Source organism: Trichloromonas sp., from assembly GCF_041583255.1.
Classification (GTDB): Bacteria; Desulfobacterota; Desulfuromonadia; order Desulfuromonadales; family Trichloromonadaceae; genus Trichloromonas.
Genome location: NZ_JBFHGD010000001.1, coordinates 1 through 21,942 on the forward strand (window position 1 = coordinate 1; position 21,942 = coordinate 21,942).

The following is a 21,942-nucleotide window of genomic DNA, read 5'->3' on the forward strand; positions in this document are numbered from 1 at the left end:
CTCAGCTATAAAAAAAGCCCCCGGCAGATACACTGCCGGGGGCTTTTTTTTTGAAACAATTGAAGAATTCATCCTTGTTTTGCGATAAATTCCTCGGCCCGGGCCACGTCGTCTTTCGCCCCGATAAAGACTGGCGCCCTATCGTCAATACTCTTCGGCTTCAGGTCAAGGATACGTTCCCTGCCGGTTGAAGCCGCACCGCCGGCCTGCTCGATCAAAAAAGCCATCGGGTTGAGCTCAAACAACAAGCGCAGCTTGCCGTTCGGAGCATTTTTCAGATGCGGGTACATGAAAATTCCCTTGCCCTTCATCAGCACCTGGTTGATATCCGGCACAAACCCACCGCTGTAACGCAGCTTGGAACCGCGAGCTTCGAGGTCCTGAACGAAACTTTCAGTACCAGCACTATAGAGATTGCGCTGGCCGCCGGGTGAGTAGATCCCTCCGGCGTTCGCCATGGTAACGTTCTCACGTATCAGGGTGTATTCACTCAGGGCATTCATGGCAAATTCATGCACACCATTGCCCGTGGAATAGACGAGGGTGCTGCGCGGACCATAGAGGATATACATGGCAGCCACCTGGTTGCGGCCAGGCTGAAACACATCGCCCCCCTCATAAATCGACACAATCGTTCCGACTGCCAGATTGACGTCGACCAGCGACGACCCGTCGAGGGGATCAAACGCCACCGAATACTTTCCTGCACTCTCGGTGGAAACGGTAATAATATCGGGACGCTCCTCCGAAACGATATTGGCTACCACGCCGGAGTGAGAAAGTCTTTTCTGCAGAATCCTGTCCGACAGAACGTCTAGAGCCAGTTGTTCTTCTCCATACAGGTTGGAGGTACCGGCCACGCCCAGGTCCCCGGTCCGGATCGAATGAACGATATACTTGGACGCGTCGGCGATTTCACAGATCAGACGGGTCAGATCGCGATTTTCGTCGGTCTCCCGCAAGTGCCGGCGTAAGTCTACCTGGAACTTGGTCTTGCCCGGTTCAGACATCAGCTACTCCTTGTTGTTAGTATAGTCCGCATAGAAATCGTTTAAACTCCGGCATATTAAATCAAAACAACGAACCCGGCAAGGACAAAGTCCTCCAAGTCGGGCTAACTTGACTTCCCCCCCTGCAATGATAGGCTTCTAAGAAGAAGCTCTCAGAGAAGGAGGATCAAATGCAAGAGGAGCAAAAACATCACGAAGAAAAAACCGAGAATCTGTGGGATACCACCCTGAAAACTTTCCATAACGTCACTAACCAGGCGAGCCGCTATACCCGGCAGGCCCAGAAAAAAATGGACCTGGCCTCCCTGCACAAAAAAATATCGAACGCTCACAGCGATCTGGGTAAATTGATTGACGAGTGCCGGAATTCAGGGATTGCCGACATCTTTGAAAACGTTGGAGTCAAGGCGGTGCTGCAAAACCTTGACAGCCTGAATCAGAGTGCAGCCAAATTGAACGAGGAAATTGAACTTCTCAAAAAAGAACCGCCGACAGATGCTTCCGACAAGTCGGAGCCAACCAGGCAATAATCGGCAGCGAGTTAACAACCCAAAAAAGGCCCCGTGATTCGGGGCCTTTTTTGATTGGCATCTTATCTCATATGTTTTCTCGGCCGGGGTACGCTGTGCAGGCGCTCATCCTTGTATTCCCGGTCCCACTTACGCATTGATTCGCGTATTCCGGTTTCAGCCTCGGCAAGTTCGGCTGCATGCCGGTCCATGATCTTAAGATCTTCATCCAATCGTTCAAGGTTTCTGTCGAAATCGGGTTGAGTGGTAAACATTTTTTCATCTCTGTTCACCTCGGTCATGATACCTCCTTCCACCAGGGGGCCCGCCTGCCCATTCGACCCTTTGTCGAAGGGGTTTTAGCGAGCTGATGCAACCTTTCTAGACTCGCATTATAGCATAGCTCCTGAAGACTGTCCGTCATGGAATGATTTGCAGCAGGCCATGAAGGTCAACCGCCTGCGCATGCCACTCGGCTTGCAGCACTTGGTAATCGACCTGGAACTGGCCGTAAACACCCTTTACCGCCAGGTCAATGTCACCGGTCCGGGCCGCCTCGACAACCAGGTCATTAAGGGTATGCCTGCCGTAACGATCGATCAGGTAGGCGACCATCAAATAACTCTGATAATAGGCGCTTCGAATGAGGTCTTCGTCCAGCCCTTCGAAAGTCTGTTCCAGGCGGGACCATTCAATAAATGGCTGCGGCATCTCCGCCACAGGGGGAGTAAAGAAACGCCGGCCGGCAACTTCGGCCAATCCTTCGTTCAACCACAGGGGAATCCGTCCACGGGCCATGAAATGGACCAGGACATGACTGTATTCGTGGTACAGCAGGGCCTTGAGATGGGGCGGCAGATGCGTGATGCCGCCAACCGGAATCCTGATTTTACCGTCATAAACACCCCCTGACCATGCCGGAGCGCTAGTCAACCTGTCGTAGACCTCCCGGGAATAAACCAGTACGGGAACCTGCACCGACGGATAGTAACCGAAGGCGGAGCCGAGTTCATTGTAGGCATCCTCGAGAACATCGAGGATCTCGTCGCCGAGGTTTTCATTGAGATCACCGTCGCAGGCAACGGAAAAATTCCCTCCCTGCGTACTGGCCATGCGCTCTTCAACGGGCAGCTCGCGGTTCACCCGCTGCAAAAGGTCTGCAATCCGGGCATCCTCGGGCCGGCGGGCGGATGCCTCCTCAAGCACCTGCCGGGCACGGTAAAGCTCCCCGGTGGAATAGTACAACTCACCGAGCAAAAAGAGAATATGCGGATCATTGTCGGACAGGGCCAGCGCTTCATTGAATTCGGCTTCCGCCCCCCCGGCATCACCTGCTTTCATCTGGGCCACCCCACTGTAAACCCAGAAACGAGGGTCTTCGGCGGCGTGTTCCTTACCCTGGCGGAAAAACTCGACAGCCCGCTCGTAGTTTCGGGTCCCCAGCATTTCGAGGCCCAGCTGCAGGTAGCATTCTGCGAGATTGCGGCGGATGACCGGTTCATAGGGAAGCGCGCGGGTGGCTTCGATCAGCTTGGGCAGGGCTTTTTGCGGAACCCCGTCGGCCAGATGCTGCACCGCCTCGGCATTGAGGTCTGCCGGTGAAACGGAGAACGCCAAGGGGGCCGGCAACAGGATAACCGCGGCCAGAAGAAAAAAAAGGACCGGGAAAAAGGAGACACCCCGCAGGATCATAATTCGTCCGAAAGAAGAATAAGACATAGAGTGACGCTAGCACAGCCCGGGCAACCAAAACAAGCCCCCATGAAAAAAGCCGTCCGGCATTTTGCCCGGACGGCTTTTGAATTATAAGGCTTAAACCGGTCAATCACCGTCCAGCAGACGACCAATCCCGCCCAGAACCGACCCTTCGCCACGACTGCTTCCGCCAGCGGACGGGGCATGGGCCAGGATGCGATCGGCCAGGCGGGAAAAGGGAAGGCTCTGCATCCAGATCCGGCCATGACCGCTCAAGGTGGCCAGGAACAGCCCTTCGCCGCCGAAAAACATGCTCTTGAGATTGCCGGCCCGCTCGATGCTGTAGTTGACAGTCGGTTCAAACGCGACCAGGCAGCCGGTATCGACCCGCAGGGTTTCTCCCTTGAGCTCGCGTTCGACGATAGTTCCGCTGGCATGGATGAAAATCATGCCGTCCCCCTGCAGGCGCTGAAGGATGAATCCTTCGCCGCCGAAAAAACCGACCCCGAGCTTGCGTTGAAAAGCGATCCCCACCTTGGTCCCGAGGGCGGCACACAAAAACGCATCCTTCTGGCAGAGGATCTCCCCTTTCATCCGCCCCAGGTGCATGGGAATGATCTTGCCCGGATAGGGGGCGGCAAAGGCGACATGGCGCTTGCCACCGCCGTTGCTGTTGCTGAAATGGGTCATGAACAGGGATTCCCCGGTGATGGCCCGCTTGCCGGCACTGAGCAGCTTGCCCATCAGGCCCTGGTCGCCGGCCGAGCCGTCGCCCATGCGGGTTTCGAAAACGATGCCGTCTTCCATGTAATTCATGGCGCCGGCTTCGGCGATCACCGTTTCGCCCGGATCAAGCTCGACCTTGACCATCTGCATGTCATCGCCGACAATTTCATAATCCACTTCGTGACAGGTCATCATCGCTCCTTGGTGGTTAGTCTCCCGTGCGGCTAATTCATTCCTTCAAATTTCGGTAACTTGTGCGACAAACTAGCCGCACGGAACACTAACGGGGCCAGCGCCCCTGCTTCAGAACGTCCTGCATCGGCTCATGAATAAGTCCGTTACTGGCCAGGCATTCCCGGCCATAGATATCGAAGGGCTGACCGTCAAAGTCACTGATGCTGCCGCCGGCCTCTTCGACCAGCAGCTTGCCGGCAGCCACATCCCAGGGTTTGAGTTTCATCTCCCAGTAGCCGTCGAATCGGCCCGCGGCCGTGTAGGCCAGATCGAGGCTGGCGGCACCGGCCCGGCGGCAGGCCTGGGCCGCCTGCTGAAAATTGACGAAATGGTCGTAGTTGTTCACCGGGCTTTCCTTGCGGTCATAGGGGAACCCGGTCGCCAATAGAGAATCGGACAATTTTCCAGTTGTTGAAACGAAGACCTGGATGTCGTTAAGAAAGGCGCCCCGCCCCTTTTCGGCGACGAACATCTCACCGTGGAAAGGATTGTAGATTACCCCGAGGCAGACCTCGCCTTCAACTTCGAGAGCGATCGATACGGCAAACCAGGGAAAGCCGTGGGCGTAATTGGTGGTTCCGTCGAGGGGATCCACGATCCAGCGGTAGTTCGAACCTCTGCAACCGTAATCGGCCTCTTCGGCGAGGATGTCGTGACGCGGGAAGGTCCCCCGCAGCACGCTGACGATGGCCGCTTCCGCCTCCCTGTCGGCATCGGTCACCAGGTCGACCGCTCCCTTGCGGGCAATAGAGAGAACCCGGCCGAACTTCTGCATCAACACCTGGCCGCCCTTGAGTGCCGCCTGAACAGCTATTTCTTTCATAAAAGCACCCGCAGCCCAGAGATCGTGATCATTCATCCCCCTCCAGTTCATCACACCACAACCGGGTTGCGCTGACGACGGCGAGCGGAATACAGACGAATTGCAGAAAGGGAATTGCCAGCAGGGCCAGCACCCCCATGCCGAAGCCGAGCATGGTCGTCTTACGGGAAAAGATGTACCGGCGCTGCTCGCCGAAATTCATGCGTTTGCGCGAAAAGACAAACCCCATGTATTCCACCACCAGGAAAAACAGGGTCAGCATAACCGCCAGTACCGAATAGGCGATGCTGCCGACTCCCGGAATCAGGTTGAGCAGCAGCAGGAAAAGCATCAAAAACACAAAAACGGAAATTTTCTTCACTTCGACAAAGAGCGTTCGCAGGGCGTCCTGCCAAAAACCCTTGAGCGAAAAGGGGGTATCATCCCCGGCCCCGGTGAGCAGCCGTTCGGTTTTTTCGGAAAGCAGATCGTTGAAGGGGGATGAAATCAGGTTGCCGACCACGGTGAAGGAAAAAAAGACCATTACCGCAGTCACCGCAACGGCCAGGATCCAGAGGAAATAATAGATCACGGCCCAGTACCAGGCCTCCCCCTGCGGGATCAGGTGAACGACACTGTCATTGAAGAAATCGAGGCCGAGATAAATCGAACCGGAGAAGACGAACAGGTTGATCAGGAACGGGATGAGGACAAATCTCAACAGCCCGGGGTGCTGCATGAGGAAACGGGCACTGCTGAAGAGAGAGAAAAAACCCCGTGAGAAGTTACTGACGGGTTTGACCGTTTGCGAAAAATTCATGCTGCCAGACTCCTGATAGAATAAATGACCCTGATGGGCGCGATTATCCTAGCATAAGGCTGAAACAATTCCAATGTACTAAGTCTTCAGAGGCTGCGGACAAAGAGCGTCCCACAGCCCCCGAACTGCTGGGTCCGCCAGGGGTTCGGCCGCCGGGCATGAACGCCCTGGCCAGCAAGCCATGCGTGCAGTTCGTCGATTTTTTCAGCGGGGGGGCTGACATAGACTGAATCCGCCACCGGGTTGCAGGTCAACAGATGCAGGGTGAGCTCCGGGAAGCGATGGAACAGGGGGATCAGGGGGAGTAACTCGGCTCGCTCATCGTTGACCCCCTGCAGCAGCAGGTAGTTGATCCCCACCTTTCGCCGGCGGCGCCGGGACAGGGTCGCCAAGGCCTGTTCCAGAACCTCAAGCAGACCGTCCAAGGGCGGAGCATGGGGTATCAGCTCCCGGTGGGTGGCCGAGGTGCCGGCATGCAGGGACAGCATCAGGCCATTGTGAGGCCATTGCAGGGCCTCCCTGAAACGGGCAAGGGGGCCGCCGGTCGTTGTCAGTGAAACAGGAAGCTTAACATCCCGGCAGCGCCCCATGAAGGCCAGCATGGGTGGGAAATTATGCAGCGGTTCACCGATACCCGAAATGGTGACCCGCAACGGCTGATACCCGGAAGACCAGGCATACTCAACCTGCTGCCACATTTCGGCAGCACTCAGGTTGCGCAGCAGACCGCGAGATCCGGAGGCGCAAAAGGGGCAACCGACGGCACAGCCGGCCTGGCTGGAGATGCAGAGGGTGCCACTGCCGTAATAGACCGCCTCGACGGAAAGTCCGTCAGCAAGCGGCACGAGAAATCTGGTATTTTCCGTCGCCTGGCTCATGCAACCCCTGTAAATAAAAAATGCCGCCACCCATTATAAACAGGTGGCGGCAATGTGTCGACAGGAGGCAAAAACTATCGACATTCAGGACGTTGTTTAGAAAGCGAAGGTTACGGTCACGCCGCCTACGGTTTCGCTGTCGATTGCCCACTTGGCTTCGGTGCTGATCGGCGCGGAGTACATGAAGGAGGGGCTGACGGTGAAGTTGTCGTTGATGGCATAATCAACTCCGACGCTCAGTTCGTAGTTATGCCAGTCGCTGTAATCCTGCCAGTCGTCGTTGGAGTCGTAATACCCGACAGCGTAGTCACTTTCCTGGTTGTAGCTGATCAGACCGCCCAGGCTGAGGGAAAGGCCCTCGGCAAGGTCAAAGCTGTGGCCAACCGCTGCCGTGAAGAACAGGCCGTCCTCGGTGCACTCATCCCAGTCGTAGTACGCGGTCAGAGTCGGCTCGAGAATGGTGTTGAGAGTAACACCAACATAAGCTTCATTGGTGTCGGCAAGACCATCGAGGTGGTAGTAGATGTTACCAACGCTCATCGAAACCTTCTCGCCAAGAGCAAAGGAGTAGTCAAGCACGATATCGGTTTCAGTCGCTTCGCCCGACTTGAACCCATCAGATTTGTCATCATCGGCCTGGATGTTGGTCCAGTAGCTCAGAGTGAAGCCCTTGTGGCTCAGATCCACTCCACCCTGCACAACACCGACGCTGCCGCTCAGGTCGAAGCCTCTCCAGAGGTACTTGTCAAAGAACCCGACATAAGCGTCGCCTTCGACTTCAATTGCAGCTATGGCTGCGGGGGCGGAAACCACGGAGACCATAGCCGCCGTCAGCAGAACAATCAGCAACTTCTTCATCTCATCTTCTCCTTTGTATTTTAGCTGAGGGAAAATCCAGATGACCCCCCTTGGAACCATCCGGGTTAGAATCTTGAATTAAAAGAATCTTACAGCAATCGTTTGGCAATCTGCAATCCCCCCCTGCCGCCATTCGGAAGCAGGGAGGGAAAACAATGGTCAGGAAATGTTGCGCCCCTGGAAGTAGGGATAGGCTTCCATCCCGATTTCGGTCACATCACAGCCTTTGTATTCTTCTTCTTCGGAAACCCGCAGGCCGATGGTGAACTTGACGATCAGCCAGACAATGGTGCTGGTGACTACCACGAAAGCACCGATGGCAGCGACGCCGATCAACTGGGTCATGAAGCTGGTCTCGTCATTGGTAACGGGAACGACCAAGGTGCCCCAGATACCGCATACCAGGTGGACGGAAAGGGCGCCAACCACGTCGTCGATCTTAAGTTTATCGAAAAACGGTACTGCAAGAACCACCAATACGCCGCCGACGGCACCGATCAGGATGGCCGCGCCCGGTGAAGGAGCAGCGGGACCTGCGGTAATGCTGACCAGACCGGCGAGGGCGCCGTTCAAGGCCATGGTCACATCAACCTTTTTGTAGAGAACTTGGACCATGATCATCGCGGCAATCATGCCGCCGCAGGGAGCGAGCATGGTGTTGATGTAAACATTGGATTGCTCGATGGCCGCTCCAGCACTGCCGAGAGACAGTGCGCTGGCACCGTTAAAACCAAGCCAACCAATCCAGAGGATAAAGGTCCCGAGGGTCGCCAGGGGGATGTTAGAACCGGGAATCGGATTGATCTTGCCGCCTTTGCCGTATTTGCCTTTACGGGCACCGAGAATGATGGCACCGGTAAGTGCTGCCCAGCCGCCAACCGAATGGACCAACGTCGAACCAGCGTAGTCGGAAAAACCCATCTCGCTCAGCCAACCACCGCCCCAGACCCAGGAGCCCTGAATGGGATAAATGATACCGGTAAGGAACACACAGAAGGCCAGGAAGGACCAAAGCTTGATGCGTTCAGCCACACAACCGGAAACGACCGAACAGGCGGCGCCGCAGAAGACCATCTGAAAAAACCAGTCCGAGCCGGCCGCATAACCAGCCGAATAATCACCGGCCAGGGCCGCTGCGTCATCGGCACCCCAGATACCGAAGCTGCCGATAAACCCGCCATCCACTCCGGCATACATCAGGTTGTAACCCATCAGGTAAAAGAGGATTCCGGCGATGCCAAACAGGGAGATGTTTTTCAGACAAATGGTGGCCACGTTCTTCGAGCGGACCAGACCGGATTCCAGCATGGCAAATCCGGCGGCCATCCAGAAAACCAACATCCCTCCAACGAGAAAGGAAAAGGTGTTGAGAATATATGCAAATTCGGACAACGGTGCATCGTCGGCCAGGGCCAGTGAGGGAAGAGCGAGCAGCCCGACCGCAATGAGGGAAACAATCCTTTTCATGTTCATACCTCCTGAAAGTCTTTGGGTAGGTTTAAAGGGAATCGGGACCGGATTCACCGGTGCGGATACGAACCGACTGATCCACCGGGCTGACAAATATCTTGCCGTCCCCGATGCGGCCGGTACAAGCTTCCTTCTGGACCGCGGTAACGATATCCGCAACCTGCTCGTCCGAGACAACCAGTTCGATCTTCACCTTGGGAATGAAATCGATCTGGTACTCAGCGCCGCGATAAAGCTCGGTGTGCCCTTTCTGGCGACCGAACCCCCGAACCTCGCTGACCGTCATACCGGCAATCCCCATGTCCGTGAGAACGCTCTTGACGTCGTCAAGCTTGAACGGCTTGATGATGCATTCGATTTTTTTCATGCGTACTGACTCCTTTCCAGAGATAAAAAAACAATAAGGCGCCCGTCCTTCCGCAAGGGAAGAAGGGGCGCCTTTGCCCAACTCTAGAACTCGCCGGAAACGCCGTTGTTTCGAAGCAGTTCTTAATATGCTTAGGAATCGGGTTAATCCTGGCACCCGAAACCGTTTGGCTCTTGTCTAATGAATTAGCACGGGGCGTGCCAAAAACATATTTCCTGTATTTTCGGTGACTTACACAGGCACACCACCTGCCAGTGCACAAAAAAAAATCACATGAATGGCTTGCTGTCCATTAAGTCATCATGTCTGCCAGGGGCAGCACGATCCGAAATACCGTGCCCTGCCCTTCGGCGGACTCAACCGAGATCCGGCCTTCGTGTTCACTGATGATATTGCGACAGATATAGAGCCCCAGACCGGTCCCCTCCCCTTCTTTCTTGGTTGAAAAAAAAGGTTCGAAAATCTGCTCCCGGATGGCTGCGGGGATTCCGCTGCCGGTATCGGCCACCAGGGCTTCAACTTCGGCACCGTTGATCGTCTGGGTCCTGACAGTCAGGGTTCCCCCCTTGGGCATGACGTGGGACGCATTCATGACCAGGTTGATGAACACCTGCTTGATCTTGTTCGCATCGGCCCAGACCAGGGGCAGAGCCCCATAATCCTCCACCAGCTGGACCGAATGCCGGGAAAGCTCGTAACGCACCAGGCGCAACACGTCGCGAAGCACTTCGTTCAGGTCGATCGCCCGCTTCTTGGTTTCCTGGGCGCGGGAAAAGGTCAGCAGGCTGCCGGTCAGGGCCTTGAGACGATCGACTTCACCGTCAATCCGTTCGACGATTTCCTTCTGAAAGGCCGGGATGTCCTCTTCGCGTAAAAGGAGTTGGGCCGCATAGGCGATAACGGAAAGGGGGTTGTTTATTTCATGGGCAATTCCCGCCGAAAGCCGACCGACTTCAGCCAGCTTTTCCGACTGCACCGTCTGGTCCATCAAACGCCTGAATTCAGTAATATCCTCGACAATCACCACGACGCCGGACATCCGGCCGCCATCCCTGAGAGGTGCCAGGCGGCGTTTCTGAAAACGCAGCTCCCCCTTGAAATTGCGGTGCTCGAGACGAATTTTTTCGGCGCCCCCCTTGTCCATCACGCGCAGCACCGAGTCCCGGAACCCCTCGCCAACAAGCTGCGGGAAAAGCTCGAAAAGATCTTTTCCGATGGCGGCGCTTTCGGCCACCCCGCTCATGTCTTCCATGGCGGGATTCCACGAAGAGATCCGCATCTTTGCATCGATGGTATAAATGCCCAGGTTGGCACTTTTGAAAATACGGTCGTTGAGTTGATGCAGCTCCCGATAGCGGCTCGACATGGAGCTGAGATTCTTATAAAGACGGGCGTTTTCGATGGCAATGGCCGCCTGGCAGGCCATGGTCATGAGCGGAGCGACATCGCTCTCTGAAAATGCGTTGGGCAGGGGGCTTTCGACGTTGAAAACGCCGATGATCTTCTCCCGGGCCACCAGGGGTACCGCCAGCTCGCTGCGGGCATCATGAATACCGGGAACATAATCCGACATCTCGGTCAGGTCGGCAATCAGGATAGGAGCTCCCGTAAGAACCACCCGCCCCATCACCCCCCGTCCGACATCGATGTCGCGGCGAACCGCATCCTCTTCGTAGCCATACGAAGCGACCGCCGTCAGCACCTGGCGGTCCTCGTCAAGCAGTCGAATAATGGCGTTCTCAAACCGGAATACTTCCCGCGAAATGCGCAGAATCCGACTCAACAACTCCTCCAGTTCGATGGTCGAAGAAAGTTCCTGGCCGATGTCAATCAGGGCCTGAAGCAGTTTTCCTTGCTGTCCGCCAAATCCGGCCGTCATTCTTTACCCCTTCCTCTGCTGCAAATTCCCCCGCATAACCACAAGGCACAACCCGTGCCATGCTGCAAACAGCAGCAATAACGCGGGACATCAGATTCGCGCGAACATAAAGAACGGAATCCTGCCCATCTTTTAAGTCTGCAAGCTTAACTTTTAAGCAGGCTCCAAGCAGATTTCTGGTATTTTTTACCTTTGGAATTGGGCATTTTTTGCTTGTAAGAGGAACAAGGGTATGGCTATACTGAACTCACTTTGAAACACTCTCTACCCTGCAAGTGTGGTCAGAACGCCCGAGCGGAATACTTTTCAACAGGGATCTTTTCAGGAGCGTTGTGTGCCAGCCCATCATTGAATGGGACGCCTGATATGCTTACAAGAGGTTCCACCTTTTTGGGACTCGCTGGAGGCCCAATGTCCCACGGCAGGCGTGGAGAGTTTTCAAAAAAAGCGCCCACAGATTCTGTGGCGCTTTTCTTTTTCAAGCAGTAAGAGCCGAAGCGGGAAAACCGCCTCGGCTCTTTTTACTAAAGACTGCCAGCAACTTCAATGCTCGGTCTCAACCTCTTCGACCTCGCCGGGCGACCAGGTAGTCACATCCTGACCGACCTTCACCAGAAAAGCCTTGGGCGTCTCACCAAGCAGGCATTGGATTACGGTTCCGATTTCGCCGGTCTTGAGGTTGCGTAACCTGGCCGGCATGTCCTTATGCTCCGTCCTCTGACAGGCATCGATATAGTCCTTTTGTTTCATAAGGTCCTCCATTCTTCATCATTTGTATCATTCTATCACAAAATGAAGGCACCGATGGCTGCGCAGGCGCAAGAATGGGCCGGCCGCCAGAAAAACCTCTCTTTTCCCACCCGACTGTGCTAATATTTAATGTTGAAATCATTAAGAAAGAAGGCATAGATGAACAACCTGTCTCCCTCCGATATCCAGCGCATCAACCTCCCGGGAAAAGAAATCATTCTGGTCGGCACAGCGCACATCTCTCAGGACTCGGTTGACACCGTCCGTCGAGTTATCGCCGAAGAAACGCCCGATGCGGTCTGCGTCGAACTCGACGAGCAGAGATATCAGGCCCTCAAGAACCAGACCCAGTGGGAATCGCTCAACATCATTCAGGTGATTAAAAAAGGGCAGGCGCCCTTCCTGATGGCCAACCTGGCGCTGGCGTCGTTTCAGAAAAGGATGGGACTGCAGACCGGCGTCAAACCGGGCGCGGAACTGGCCGCCGCCGCAGAAGCGGCCGAAGCGAGCAATATCCTCGTCCACCTGGTTGACCGCAACATCCGGACCACCCTGCTGCGGGCCTGGAGAAAAACCGGGTTGTGGAAAAAAATGAATCTGATTGCCACGCTGCTGGCCAGCATGTTCGAAAGCAACCAGATCGACGAAAAAGAGCTGGCCCGACTGCGTCAGAGCGACACCCTTTCAGCCATGCTTGAAGAAATGGGGACGATTTTGCCGTCCGTCAAGACCATCCTGGTCGACGAGCGGGATATTTACATGGCGCACCACATCCGCAACACCGCAGGGGACAAAATTGTCGCCGTGGTCGGAGCCGCTCACCTGCCCGGCATCATGAAACGGCTCGGCGAAGAAACTCCGGCAGCGATCATCGATGAAATATCCAGAATACCCGAGAAATCGACCGTCTCGAAACTCGTTCCCTGGATCATCCCGGCGGTGGTCATTCTGCTTTTCGTCATCGGCTTCTTCTTCGGCGACCAGCAGCGGATTGCCGACGCTGCCATGGCCTGGATTCTGGCCAACGGCCTGCTGGCCGCTCTCGGCACCCTGATCGCCTTCGGGCATCCCCTTACCATCCTGGCCGCCTTCATCGGCGCCCCCATCACCTCGCTCAACCCCACCATCGGGGCCGGCTTTGTCACCGGGGTGGTCCAAGCTTTCGTCGCCGCACCTACGGTCCGCGACATGGAACGGGTCGGCGACGACCTGGCCACCCTGCGCGGCTGGTGGGGCAACCGCATGACCCGCGTCCTGCTGGTCTTTCTCTTCTCCTCCCTCGGTTCAGCGGTCGGCACCCTGGTCGCTTTCAGCTGGCTCAAGGATCTGTTCTGAATTTATCCCTCCCCCGTAACGCCAGTCCTCCAGAGCCGTTTCCATGTCCAGGTCCCGCAGATAGAAATCCCGGCGGAAATTCACCATGCCATCCGGTTCGACCCAAGCCGTCCAGTACAAAAGCTGCACCGGCATCGAACGTTTCAAGGTCATCCGCAGCGGGGCATCCCGCTGCACCGCATCGAGCAACTCGGCGCAACTCACCCCCTGGGGTTCAAGCAGGTACTGGGCCAGGTCGAGCGGACGTTCGATGCGAATGCAGCCTGAGCTGAACAACCGTACCCGCCGCTGAAACAGGTGCCTCTCCGAGGTGTCGTGCAGGTAGATCGAAAAACGGTTCGGAAACATGAACTTGACCTGCCCGAGCGGATTCCATGGGCCCGGCTTCATTCGCAGCGCCCCGGGGAAATTGCCCACGTTCACTTTTTTCCAATCGATGCGGGCCGGATCAACCACCTCCTGCGTGCCGCGCCAGGAGACGATTTCATAGTGGTTTTTTTTCAACCAACCCGGATTCCTCTTGATGATCGGCAGCTTGTCTTCGCGCAGGATGGTCGGCGGCACATACCAGAAGGGCGCGAACTCCAGGTAGGTCATCTCTCCCGAGAAGACGGGGGTTTTCCGATACTCGTTGCCGACGACGACCGGCATCGACATGACCACCTGGTCATTTTCAACCACCTTGAGGGAGAAGTCGGCGATGTTGACCTGCAGGTATCGTTTTTCCAGATTCTTCGGCAGCCAGCGCCAGCGCTCCAGGTTCAGCTCAATCTGGCGGATACGCTCTTCGACCGAAACATTGAGTTCGGCCAGCGTCCTCGGACCAAGCACCCCGTCAGCCCCCAGTCCATGCCGCTTCTGAAACGCCCTCAATGCCCGCACCGCCGGCACATCCAGAAGATCGGGATCCTCCCCGGAAAAGACCGCGACCGGTTCAGTCATCAGCAACCGCGCCTTGAGCAGGCGCACCCGGCTGTCCCGTTCTTTTGGCCGGACCACCGCCCCTGACGGAACTTTCGGCCAGCCGCCCATGACCGCAAGCTGCCGATACTGTTCGAGCTGCTGCATCAGGCGCCGATACCCCGGATGCGCCGGCACCAGGTCGCTGAGTGCGGCCTGGAGCCGCTGCCGTTTCAGGGCGTGGTCAAGCAATTGTGCCGGATCCCCGTCCTTCTCCCGGCGGCTCTGCTGGCGAAGGCCGATAAAGGCCATACGCCCCTGCAGATGATCCGAGGCGTACCAGAGAAACGCGTCGGTCAGCAGCAGCTCAAGCCGGGCCATCCAGTGCGGATCAAACAGGAGGCCGTGCCGGGGGGAATCGTCCGCCAGCCTGAGCAGCGAGGCGAGCAGGTCAAGATGGTAATCCTCGGGGCACAAGCCCTCGGCTGAAGCCTCGCGCAAGGCATCCAGCAGGGTCTCTGCCAACGGCACCTCCCCCTGGTCGCTGACCCAGGCCGGAGTATACCCACGAGCCGAATAGAAATCCCTCAGAGAGGGATGCAGGCGAACCTGGGCCTGCCCCAGAGGCAACTGGCCCGGCTGGGGAACGGGTTCGAGCAGGACGCGCAGCTCGGCTTCGATCTGGGTAGCGAGCGAGGCGGAATAAACGGGGGGCGAAACAGACCACTCAAGGCAGACCAGAAGCAACAGCAGAAAAACAGCAGCGACACGACGCATTGCACATCCCTTCGGGAAAAGAAGACAATGCGTTAATGATACCTGTAATCCGTGCCGGCCGCCAGCCAATCCTGAAAAAATTACCAGTTACAACTCAAACAGCTGCAAAAACGCTAGAGCGCAGAAGATAGCGGTTAAAAAGCCCGCGAGCCCACCTTCCACCGGCGTTTTTGCGTCGCTCCCTGAATTTGCCAGAGCGGCAATCCTTGCTATCGGGCCAGCCGAAATGGTCATTCGGCAGGCCCGCTTAATCAGCCGCGCTTCTGCAGGGAATCCCGGATCTCGCGCAGCAGCAGCACGTCTTCAGTCGGGGCGACTGGCGCAGCGGGAGCCGCCTCTTCTTTTTTGCGCATGGAATTAAGTCCCTTGACCAGCATGAAAATGGCGAAGGCAACGATGATGAAATCGACGACAGTCTGCACGAAGGCACCGTAGTTGAGGGTCGCGGCGCCGGCCTCCTTGGCGGCGGCCAGGGTCGCATACGACTCCTCCCCCAGATTGACGAACAGCCCGGTAAAATCGACCCCGCCCATGAGCTTGCCGATCGGCGGCATGATGACATCGCTCACCAGCGAGGAAACGATCTTGCCGAAAGCGGCGCCGATAATGATGCCGACCGCCATGTCCATGGCATTGCCCTTGACGGCAAACTCCTTGAACTCCTTCATCAATGACATGAATAACCTCCATTTCCGAATAACCAGGTGTCCATGAGTAACTCCCTTTCAATGGATAACCTCTTTTCGGTAATTCGCAAGCAACAAAAAGCCCCCGGGGTATCCGGGGGCGAAGGAGCCTGTATCTCTCAAACTGGGGCACGTCTAGGGAGTTCCCCCCTGCACAGCACACCGTCGATCAACCGCCAGGCCTGAAGGGGACTGCCATCGCGCAGAGTTTCAGGGAGCAGTTCGACGGGAAAGTTCTGGTAGCTGACGGGGCGGAGGAAGCGGTTGATGGCCGCGGTGCCGACCGAGCTGAAACGGCTGTCGGTCGTGGCCGGATAGGGTCCGCCGTGGGTCATGGCGTGACAGACCTCGACGCCGGTGGGAAAGCCGTTAAAAATGAGCCGTCCGGCCTTGCGTTCGAGCACCCGCGCCAGAGCCGGGATGGTGGCCGAATCATCACCCGCCCCATGGATGGTCGCCGTAAGCTGTCCCTTCAGGTGGCGCGCTGCCGCCAGCATGTCGTCGTAACTGTCGCATTCAACGATAAGCGAGGCCGGCCCGAAGACTTCCGTTTCGAGGGTGGGGTTGGCGAGAAAGGTCGGGCAGTCGGTCCGCAGCAGCAGCGCCGCCGCAGCACACCCGCCGCGGCCTGGGGGACCGGTTTCCCCATTCTGCGCGACCCCCCTGACGGCCGCCAGCCTTGTCGCGCCCTCGTGAAAATTCTGCCGGATACCGGCATGCAGCATGATACCGGCCGGCTTGGCCGCCAACTCGGCCTCGACCAGGGAGGCGAATGATTCGAACTCCACCGACCGGATGGCAAAAACAACGCCGGGATTGGTACAGAATTGACCGACACCGAGGGTCAATGCCTCGACGAAGCCGGTGGCGATCTCCCCGCCCCGCTCGCGCAAGGCGCCGGGAAGCAGGAAAACCGGGTTGATGCTCCCCATTTCTGCAAAAACGGGGATCGGTTCGGGCCTTGTCGCCGCCTGGTCGAACAGGGCGCGGCCGCCGGCCAACGAGCCGGTGAAGGCCACCGCTTTGATCAGCGGATGCCGGGCCATGGCAATGCCGACCTCGTGCCCGCTCCCCTGGACCAGGGAGAAGCTGCCCGCCGGCATGCCGCACGTGCGGATGGCTGCGACGATGGCGCGGCCGGCCAGCTCCGAGGTGCCGGGATGGGCGGGATGGCCCTTGACCACCACCGGGCAGCCGGCCGCCAGCGCCGAGGCGGTATCCCCGCCGGCCACGGAAAAGGCCAGGGGGAAATTGCTGGCGCCGAAGACCGCCACCGGCCCCAGCGGCAGGTGCAGCATGCGCACATCGGGCTTGGGCAGCGGCGTCCGTCCGGGGTTGCCGCGATCGATGCGGGCGCCAAGCCAGGAGCCCTCCCGAACCAGCTGGGCAAAGAGCCTGAGCTGGTTGACCGTGCGCCCCCGCTCCCCCTCCAGACGCGCCTTGGGCAGGCCGGTTTCTTCCGCGGCCCGGTTCAAAAGCTGGTCACCGAGCGCGATCAGTTCGTCGGCGACGGCTTCGAGAAATGCCCCCCGACGTTCAAGATCCGTCGCCCGAAAGGCGTCGAAATCGCGCTCGGCCAGCTGCGCCGCCCGATCGACATCGCCCTCGGTCCCTTCGCAAAAAGCGGGAGACAGGCGTTCCCCGGTCGCCGGGTTGACGGCATAAAACACCCTGCCCTGTGAATCCGTACGTTCCGTCCCGATCATCTGCTGGCCGGTCAGGCTCATGGTATCCCCTTCCATTTATCAACCATCACAGCGACTACAGCTTGGGCATTTCCTTTTCAAAGACCGCCCAGACCCGCTTTTTCAGCTCGGCGAAGAATTCGGCCGTCACAAATGGAGGCAGCTTGACGTTGGGGTTGGGCTGGTCGAACACCTGGGCAGGCAACGCGTACTCCCCGTCGCCGTAGCCCTGCTTGCGTTCGAGGGCGAGGCCGAGCAGGTAAGCCCGGCGCACGGCGGCAGTCAGGTCATCGGCGGTTACCACAAGCCCGGTCGCCGCCTTGACCGAATCGACGATCAGCCTATGATTGATCCCCACGCCGACGAATTTGCACAGGCCGATCATGTCGTAGCCGACAATCAGCAGGCCGCTCTGGGTGATGGCGTTGACCCAGTAGTCCAGAGAGGTTTCCCCCTGCCGCACCAGAAGCAGGTAGGTGCCCATCGACATATGCCCGCCGGCGATGGCCCAGGGGTAGCCGGGGTTGGTTTCCGGCAGGTAGGCCGGCAGTTCCAGCCCCTTGACCTGGATGGCATAGCCGGTTTCGCCAAGCTTTTCGGAAAGCCGCTTGGAGCCCTGGCCGATCTCCGGGGCCTTGCCCGCTCCGGTCAACCGGACCAGTTCCTTGATTTTGTCGAACTGGCCGAAAGTAGCGCCGTTGAACAAGGGCTTGTCCGGGTGACGGCCATTGTAGTCGAGCACATAGGCGATGGTGGTGCCGAGCGAGATGGCGTCCATGCCGAAATTATCGGCCAGCTGAATCAGCTCGCCGGCCATCGCCCCGTGGTGCAGCCCCAGGTTGGTGCCGAACAGGTTGAGGGGTTCGAAGTCGAACTTGGCCAGGAACTCGCCCCGGCTGCCGTCCGGCTGCCGCCGGTAAATGTTGTTGTGGCAGCGGATGCCGCAGCGGTAACAGCCGGCCGAAGCGACATCGAGATCCTTGATCACGTTTTCGCGAAAGACGTTCTCGACCCCGTCGTTTCCCTTGGGCTGAAAATTTTTTTAGGGGACCGCGTAAAACGCCTGCAGCACCTCGTACGAGGCCCAGGTGCCGCCATTGCCCCCCTGGGATATCGGCTGAAACCGGGCCGACCCGCCCCCCTTGACGATCTCCTTGTTGATCTCGGCGATTTCCGGTGACGGCTTGGCCCGCTTGTCAGGGCCCTGCGCCACCAGCGCGAGGAGATTCTTGTATCCCATCAGGCTCCCCATGCCGCCGCGACCGGCAAAACGGCACTTGTCGTCGCCGGTCTTGAGCTGGTTTTCGGTGGAGAGCGCCACCGCCCCCATGAAGACTTCGCGGTAATTCTCCCCGGCCTGGCCGATGGCGGCAAAATGCGCCTCGGGATACTCGCCGTACAGGGTCATGATCTTTTCGTGGGTCGAGAGCCCGAGCAGATGCTCCGCCGGTTTGAGCTCCAGCCTGGGGCCGGACGCGCCCTCGGAAATGACCGCGTAGACGGGGGTATCAGCGCGCTTTTCGAAAATGATCTCGTCCAGCCCGGTCCATTTCAGCTTGTTGCCGAACTTGCCGCTGGCCGCCGACCACATGGCCGCAGGCAGCCCCTGGTCCGAATGCTTGAGCGGACTGTAGGCCGAAAAATAGGTGCGCATGCCGGTCATGATCTCCGAGCCGGTCAACAGCCCGGTGTTGACGATCAGCGGGTTGTCCGGGCAGTACGCCTCCTTGATCTCCCGTTTGGCCAGCAACTGAAAGGAGCGCCCGAATCCGCCCAGCACGTCCTCGAGGTTGCCGCAGGGCACATCCTCGAAGGTTGTGGCACCGGTCGCCAGATCAACGGTGCAGCGCTTGTAGAAGACTTGCGAGGGGCTTGATATCGGGTTGCTGGTTTCAATGCGCATAGTTCATCCTCAAATACGTGGGGGGAATGGACCATCCCTGCCGCTAACCGCCGGCCACCAGGGGAAAGATCGCCACGACATCGCCGTCGTGCAGAACATGCTCGATAGAGGCCCGCTGCTCGTTGATAATCACGATGTCTGCCTGCTCCAGCGGAATGCCGAGAGCGACGACCACAGCTTGCACCGTCGCGCCTTCGGGATAATGACCGAGGCCTTCCTTGAACCGGTGGACCCGGAAGGAGCCATAGAGCTTGACGGTAACCTGCATGACTGGTCTCAAGGTGAAAGGGCTGGCAATGGCCGACTGTCATTAATGTTCGCTTAACCGCATATGCAAGTTTGCCCGATTTCATGGTTGAATTCAAGCCTTCTCTCCCGGTAAACGCTTGAACCTTTCCGTTATTTCTGCAATATTCTTGACTATTCAATCAAGGAAGGAAATCACTTTTGGACTGGAAACGTTTTTTCGACAATCTCGGCATGAACGGCACCCGCTGGCAGTGGCGCATGATGCGCTGGGAGCGCAACATCAAGGGGCTGCTAAAAGGCCAGGCGCCGGCCGGCAGCTCGGAATTCTCGCTGACCAAGGCCATCATCTTCGTCAACCTGGTGCTCTTCTCGATGATGATCGTCCACGGCACCGCCATCGGGCTCGGCGGCCGCGTGCTGCTGTCGCCGCCGACCCAGCTGCTGCTCTTCTGGGGCGGCCAGCTCTGGCCGCTGGTGCTTAAATACGGCGAATGGTGGCGCTGCCTGACCTACGCCTTCACCCACGGCGGCATCATCCATATCGGTTTCAACATGATGGTGCTGTACCAGGTCGGCCCGCTGATCGAGTCGGAAATCGGCAAGGCCCGCTTCATCCTGCTCTATACCCTGACCGCCCTCACCGCCACCGGCCTCGGCTACCTCTGGCATCCGATGACCCCGGTGGTCGGCGCCTCGGGTTCCCTGTTCGGCCTGATCGGCTTCGCCATCAGCTATTATCACCGGATGGGGCCCCCTGGGCACCAGATCCGCAACTTCATGTCCAAGTGGGCGATCTATGCCTTCGTTTTCGGCCTGCTGGTCGGTGCCGACAACGCCGGGCACCTGGGCGGCGGGCTTGGCGGTGCGGCCCTCGGCCTGGTGCTGCCCATCGGCTACCGGGTGCGCGGCCTCGCCCCCAAAACCTTCAACCTGCTGGCGGCGCTCTGCCTGGCGGCCACCCTGGGCAGCCTGGCCATACTCGCCATCAACATCGTCAAAAACATCTGAACCGAGGATTTATGGCCAAGGACAAATTCCCCGTCACCCCGGCGATACGGATGCTGAAGCAACACCAGGTGGAATTTACCGGCCACCTGTATCCTTATGAAGAAAAGGGCGGCACCGCCGTCTCGTCACAGGAACTCGGCGTCGACGAACATGCGGTGATTAAAACCCTGGTGATGGAGGATGACGGCCGGCAACCGCTGATCGTGCTGATGCACGGCGACCGCCAGGTGTCGACCAAAGAGCTGGCCCGTCTCATCGGCTGCAAGTCGGTTTCTCCCTGCACCCCGCAAGTGGCCGACAAACACTCGGGCTACCAGGTCGGCGGCACCTCCCCCTTCGGCACTCGAAAAGCCATGCCGGTCTACCTTGAGCAAACCATTGCCGCCCTGCCCCGGATCTACATCAACGGCGGCAAACGCGGCTTTCTGGTCGGTATCGACCCGCAGGAGGTGATCCGCCTGCTGCAGCCGACACTGGTGAAGGTTGCTATATAAGAGAACAGAAGGCAGAGAACGGAAACGCAAGGGGTCCCTTCAGCCGACCCCAAGGAGGCCGCCATGACCACAGACCCTTACAAGCTCGCTGCCGAAACCATCCGTACCGCCCAGGCGCTGGTTATCACCTCGGGGGCCGGCATGGGGGTCGATTCGGGTCTCCCTGATTTTCGCGGCGACCAGGGTTTCTGGAACGCCTACCCGATGTACCGGCACCTCGGCATCAACTTCATCGGCGCCGCCAACCCGGCCAACTTCGAGGGCGACCCCGCCTTCGGCTGGGGCTTCTACGGTCACCGCACCAACCTCTACCGCAGCACCGTCCCCCACAACGGGTTTCACCTGCTCAAGCGCTGGGCCGAGGATTTCGGTCTCGACACCTTCGTGGTCACCTCCAACGTCGACGGCCAATTCCAGAAAGCCGGCTACCGTGAAGACCAGGTGCTCGAAGTGCACGGCTCGATTCACCATCTGCAATGCCTCAAACCCTGCACCATGGCGATCTGGGACAACCGCGAAGAGATTCCCGTCGATTTCGAAACCATGCGCGCAGGGCACATCCCCGTCTGCCCCCGCTGCGGCGGCGCGGCCCGCCCCAATATCCTGATGTTCGGCGATTATTCCTGGATCAGCAGCCGCAGCCATGGCCAGCAAATGCGCTTCGACCTCTTTCTCGACCAGCACCGTGACCAGCGGCTGGCGGTCATCGAATTGGGCGCCGGCACCGCCATCCCGACCATCCGCTGCCTGAGCGAACGGCTCGGCAATAGCAAGCAGGCGACGGTGGTCCGGATCAACCCGCGCGAACCGCAGATCGGGGCTCCGCACATTTCCATCGCCGCCGGTGCGCTCGAAGGGTTAAGCGGCATCGACCGCGCCCTGGCCGGGTGAGCATCCTGTTTGCAAA

Annotated in this window: 22 protein-coding genes, 1 other RNA gene and 1 pseudogene; 6 read left to right on the forward strand and 18 right to left on the reverse strand. The window is 58.2% G+C overall.

Translation table 11 applies throughout. The features are described 5' to 3' along the window. Nucleotides 1-68: 68 nt before the first annotated feature. Nucleotides 69-1,010 (reverse strand): class 1 fructose-bisphosphatase, encoded by a 942-nt coding sequence (locus ABYV89_RS00005; RefSeq protein ID WP_432820856.1) that lies wholly within the window; start codon nucleotides 1,008-1,010, stop codon nucleotides 69-71. Between the two features lie 170 nt (nucleotides 1,011-1,180). Here ABYV89_RS00005 and ABYV89_RS00010 point away from each other — a divergent pair, with 170 nt between their 5' ends. After that, nucleotides 1,181-1,540 carry a hypothetical protein gene (locus tag ABYV89_RS00010; RefSeq protein WP_432820857.1) on the forward strand — a complete coding sequence of 120 codons (360 nt, stop codon included), beginning with the start codon at nucleotides 1,181-1,183 and terminating at the stop codon, nucleotides 1,538-1,540. A gap of 62 nt (nucleotides 1,541-1,602) precedes the next feature. Here the strand turns inward: ABYV89_RS00010 and ABYV89_RS00015 are convergent, their stop codons facing one another. The 10 genes from ABYV89_RS00015 to ABYV89_RS00060 form a co-directional block, all read right to left on the reverse strand. Then, on the reverse strand, nucleotides 1,603-1,821 hold the full coding sequence (locus tag ABYV89_RS00015) for a hypothetical protein (protein WP_432820858.1): 219 nt from the start codon (nucleotides 1,819-1,821) through the stop codon (nucleotides 1,603-1,605). 118 nt (nucleotides 1,822-1,939) lie between these two features. After that, on the reverse strand, nucleotides 1,940-3,211 hold the full coding sequence (locus ABYV89_RS00020; RefSeq protein ID WP_432820859.1) for a tetratricopeptide repeat protein: 1,272 nt from the start codon (nucleotides 3,209-3,211) through the stop codon (nucleotides 1,940-1,942). A 129-nt stretch (nucleotides 3,212-3,340) separates the two neighbouring features. Continuing rightward, entirely contained in the window at nucleotides 3,341-4,132 is a 792-nt protein-coding gene (locus ABYV89_RS00025; RefSeq protein WP_432820860.1) for a TIGR00266 family protein, read from the reverse strand. Between the two features lie 88 nt (nucleotides 4,133-4,220). After that, nucleotides 4,221-4,997 (reverse strand): inositol monophosphatase family protein, encoded by a 777-nt coding sequence (locus ABYV89_RS00030; protein ID WP_432820861.1) that lies wholly within the window; start codon nucleotides 4,995-4,997, stop codon nucleotides 4,221-4,223. 28 nt (nucleotides 4,998-5,025) lie between these two features. Further along, nucleotides 5,026-5,796, reverse strand: coding sequence for a sulfate transporter CysZ (gene cysZ, locus ABYV89_RS00035; protein ID WP_432820862.1), 771 nt, complete (start codon nucleotides 5,794-5,796; stop codon nucleotides 5,026-5,028). 86 nt (nucleotides 5,797-5,882) lie between these two features. Further along, nucleotides 5,883-6,674 (reverse strand): radical SAM protein, encoded by a 792-nt coding sequence (locus ABYV89_RS00040; protein WP_432820863.1) that lies wholly within the window; start codon nucleotides 6,672-6,674, stop codon nucleotides 5,883-5,885. Between the two features lie 96 nt (nucleotides 6,675-6,770). Beyond that, nucleotides 6,771-7,532: a TorF family putative porin gene (locus tag ABYV89_RS00045; protein WP_432820864.1), complete on the reverse strand. Its 762-nt coding sequence runs from the start codon at nucleotides 7,530-7,532 to the stop codon at nucleotides 6,771-6,773. A 159-nt stretch (nucleotides 7,533-7,691) separates the two neighbouring features. Further along, nucleotides 7,692-8,999, reverse strand: coding sequence for an ammonium transporter (amt, locus tag ABYV89_RS00050; protein ID WP_432820865.1), 1,308 nt, complete (start codon nucleotides 8,997-8,999; stop codon nucleotides 7,692-7,694). A 31-nt stretch (nucleotides 9,000-9,030) separates the two neighbouring features. Further along, the gene (locus ABYV89_RS00055) at nucleotides 9,031-9,369 is read right to left on the reverse strand and encodes a P-II family nitrogen regulator (protein ID WP_432820866.1); all 339 of its coding nucleotides are present in this window, start codon (nucleotides 9,367-9,369) and stop codon (nucleotides 9,031-9,033) included. A gap of 292 nt (nucleotides 9,370-9,661) precedes the next feature. After that, nucleotides 9,662-11,248, reverse strand: a complete 1,587-nt coding sequence (locus tag ABYV89_RS00060; RefSeq protein WP_432820867.1) for an ATP-binding protein — start codon at nucleotides 11,246-11,248, stop codon at nucleotides 9,662-9,664. A gap of 258 nt (nucleotides 11,249-11,506) precedes the next feature. Here ABYV89_RS00060 and ssrS point away from each other — a divergent pair. Then, a non-coding RNA gene (gene ssrS / locus ABYV89_RS00065) (6S RNA) lies at nucleotides 11,507-11,686 on the forward strand. 105 nt (nucleotides 11,687-11,791) lie between these two features. On the opposite strand, the gene ABYV89_RS00070 is transcribed toward ssrS, so the two are convergent. Continuing rightward, nucleotides 11,792-11,998 (reverse strand): hypothetical protein, encoded by a 207-nt coding sequence (locus tag ABYV89_RS00070; RefSeq protein WP_432820868.1) that lies wholly within the window; start codon nucleotides 11,996-11,998, stop codon nucleotides 11,792-11,794. Nucleotides 11,999-12,157: 159 nt separating this feature from the next. On the opposite strand from ABYV89_RS00070, the gene ABYV89_RS00075 reads away from it, so the two are divergent. Beyond that, the gene (locus ABYV89_RS00075) at nucleotides 12,158-13,333 is read left to right on the forward strand and encodes a TraB/GumN family protein (RefSeq protein WP_432820869.1); all 1,176 of its coding nucleotides are present in this window, start codon (nucleotides 12,158-12,160) and stop codon (nucleotides 13,331-13,333) included. On the opposite strand, the gene ABYV89_RS00080 is transcribed toward ABYV89_RS00075, so the two are convergent. From ABYV89_RS00080 to ABYV89_RS00105, 6 genes and pseudogenes are all read right to left on the reverse strand, one after another. Next, nucleotides 13,283-15,010, reverse strand: coding sequence for a L,D-transpeptidase family protein (locus ABYV89_RS00080; RefSeq protein ID WP_432820870.1), 1,728 nt, complete (start codon nucleotides 15,008-15,010; stop codon nucleotides 13,283-13,285). The genes ABYV89_RS00075 and ABYV89_RS00080 overlap by 51 nt on opposite strands. A gap of 251 nt (nucleotides 15,011-15,261) precedes the next feature. After that, a complete protein-coding gene (gene mscL, locus ABYV89_RS00085) occupies nucleotides 15,262-15,687 on the reverse strand; it encodes a large conductance mechanosensitive channel protein MscL (protein WP_432820871.1) in 426 nt (141 codons plus the stop codon). A 128-nt stretch (nucleotides 15,688-15,815) separates the two neighbouring features. After that, the gene (locus ABYV89_RS00090) at nucleotides 15,816-17,423 is read right to left on the reverse strand and encodes an aldehyde dehydrogenase (NADP(+)) (protein WP_432820872.1); all 1,608 of its coding nucleotides are present in this window, start codon (nucleotides 17,421-17,423) and stop codon (nucleotides 15,816-15,818) included. A gap of 34 nt (nucleotides 17,424-17,457) precedes the next feature. Continuing rightward, nucleotides 17,458-18,411: pseudogene (locus tag ABYV89_RS00095) on the reverse strand (aldehyde ferredoxin oxidoreductase C-terminal domain-containing protein); the annotation flags it as partial. A 12-nt stretch (nucleotides 18,412-18,423) separates the two neighbouring features. After that, nucleotides 18,424-19,284, reverse strand: coding sequence for an aldehyde ferredoxin oxidoreductase N-terminal domain-containing protein (locus ABYV89_RS00100; RefSeq protein ID WP_432820873.1), 861 nt, complete (start codon nucleotides 19,282-19,284; stop codon nucleotides 18,424-18,426). 43 nt (nucleotides 19,285-19,327) lie between these two features. Beyond that, nucleotides 19,328-19,552, reverse strand: coding sequence for a MoaD/ThiS family protein (locus ABYV89_RS00105; RefSeq protein ID WP_432820874.1), 225 nt, complete (start codon nucleotides 19,550-19,552; stop codon nucleotides 19,328-19,330). A 179-nt stretch (nucleotides 19,553-19,731) separates the two neighbouring features. Here ABYV89_RS00105 and ABYV89_RS00110 point away from each other — a divergent pair, with 179 nt between their 5' ends. The 3 genes from ABYV89_RS00110 to ABYV89_RS00120 all read left to right on the forward strand — a co-directional run bounded on the left by ABYV89_RS00110 (nucleotide 19,732) and on the right by ABYV89_RS00120 (nucleotide 21,926). Then, nucleotides 19,732-20,541 (forward strand): rhomboid family intramembrane serine protease, encoded by an 810-nt coding sequence (locus tag ABYV89_RS00110; protein WP_432820875.1) that lies wholly within the window; start codon nucleotides 19,732-19,734, stop codon nucleotides 20,539-20,541. Between the two features lie 11 nt (nucleotides 20,542-20,552). Beyond that, nucleotides 20,553-21,035, forward strand: coding sequence for a Cys-tRNA(Pro) deacylase (gene ybaK / locus ABYV89_RS00115; RefSeq protein WP_432820876.1), 483 nt, complete (start codon nucleotides 20,553-20,555; stop codon nucleotides 21,033-21,035). Between the two features lie 63 nt (nucleotides 21,036-21,098). After that, on the forward strand, nucleotides 21,099-21,926 hold the full coding sequence (locus ABYV89_RS00120; RefSeq protein WP_432820877.1) for an SIR2 family NAD-dependent protein deacylase: 828 nt from the start codon (nucleotides 21,099-21,101) through the stop codon (nucleotides 21,924-21,926). The last annotated feature ends 16 nt before the right edge of the window (nucleotides 21,927-21,942 follow it).

Coding starts and splice junctions, on each gene's coding strand:
- ABYV89_RS00075 (WP_432820869.1), top strand. CDS start 12,158: ATGAACAACCTGTCTCCCTCCGATATCCAGCGCATCAACCTCCCGGGA.
- ABYV89_RS00080 (WP_432820870.1), bottom strand. CDS start 15,010: ATGCGTCGTGTCGCTGCTGTTTTTCTGCTGTTGCTTCTGGTCTGCCTT.
- ABYV89_RS00055 (WP_432820866.1), bottom strand. CDS start 9,369: ATGAAAAAAATCGAATGCATCATCAAGCCGTTCAAGCTTGACGACGTC.
- amt (WP_432820865.1), bottom strand. CDS start 8,999: ATGAAAAGGATTGTTTCCCTCATTGCGGTCGGGCTGCTCGCTCTTCCC.
- ABYV89_RS00070 (WP_432820868.1), bottom strand. CDS start 11,998: ATGAAACAAAAGGACTATATCGATGCCTGTCAGAGGACGGAGCATAAG.
- mscL (WP_432820871.1), bottom strand. CDS start 15,687: ATGTCATTGATGAAGGAGTTCAAGGAGTTTGCCGTCAAGGGCAATGCC.
- ABYV89_RS00120 (WP_432820877.1), top strand. CDS start 21,099: ATGACCACAGACCCTTACAAGCTCGCTGCCGAAACCATCCGTACCGCC.
- ABYV89_RS00015 (WP_432820858.1), bottom strand. CDS start 1,821: ATGACCGAGGTGAACAGAGATGAAAAAATGTTTACCACTCAACCCGAT.
- ABYV89_RS00100 (WP_432820873.1), bottom strand. CDS start 19,284: ATGCGCATTGAAACCAGCAACCCGATATCAAGCCCCTCGCAAGTCTTC.
- ABYV89_RS00045 (WP_432820864.1), bottom strand. CDS start 7,532: ATGAAGAAGTTGCTGATTGTTCTGCTGACGGCGGCTATGGTCTCCGTG.
- ABYV89_RS00060 (WP_432820867.1), bottom strand. CDS start 11,248: ATGACGGCCGGATTTGGCGGACAGCAAGGAAAACTGCTTCAGGCCCTG.
- ABYV89_RS00105 (WP_432820874.1), bottom strand. CDS start 19,552: ATGCAGGTTACCGTCAAGCTCTATGGCTCCTTCCGGGTCCACCGGTTC.
- ABYV89_RS00025 (WP_432820860.1), bottom strand. CDS start 4,132: ATGACCTGTCACGAAGTGGATTATGAAATTGTCGGCGATGACATGCAG.
- ybaK (WP_432820876.1), top strand. CDS start 20,553: ATGGCCAAGGACAAATTCCCCGTCACCCCGGCGATACGGATGCTGAAG.
- ABYV89_RS00040 (WP_432820863.1), bottom strand. CDS start 6,674: ATGAGCCAGGCGACGGAAAATACCAGATTTCTCGTGCCGCTTGCTGAC.
- ABYV89_RS00030 (WP_432820861.1), bottom strand. CDS start 4,997: ATGAAAGAAATAGCTGTTCAGGCGGCACTCAAGGGCGGCCAGGTGTTG.
- ABYV89_RS00005 (WP_432820856.1), bottom strand. CDS start 1,010: ATGTCTGAACCGGGCAAGACCAAGTTCCAGGTAGACTTACGCCGGCAC.
- cysZ (WP_432820862.1), bottom strand. CDS start 5,796: ATGAATTTTTCGCAAACGGTCAAACCCGTCAGTAACTTCTCACGGGGT.
- ABYV89_RS00090 (WP_432820872.1), bottom strand. CDS start 17,423: ATGAGCCTGACCGGCCAGCAGATGATCGGGACGGAACGTACGGATTCA.
- ABYV89_RS00020 (WP_432820859.1), bottom strand. CDS start 3,211: ATGATCCTGCGGGGTGTCTCCTTTTTCCCGGTCCTTTTTTTTCTTCTG.
- ABYV89_RS00010 (WP_432820857.1), top strand. CDS start 1,181: ATGCAAGAGGAGCAAAAACATCACGAAGAAAAAACCGAGAATCTGTGG.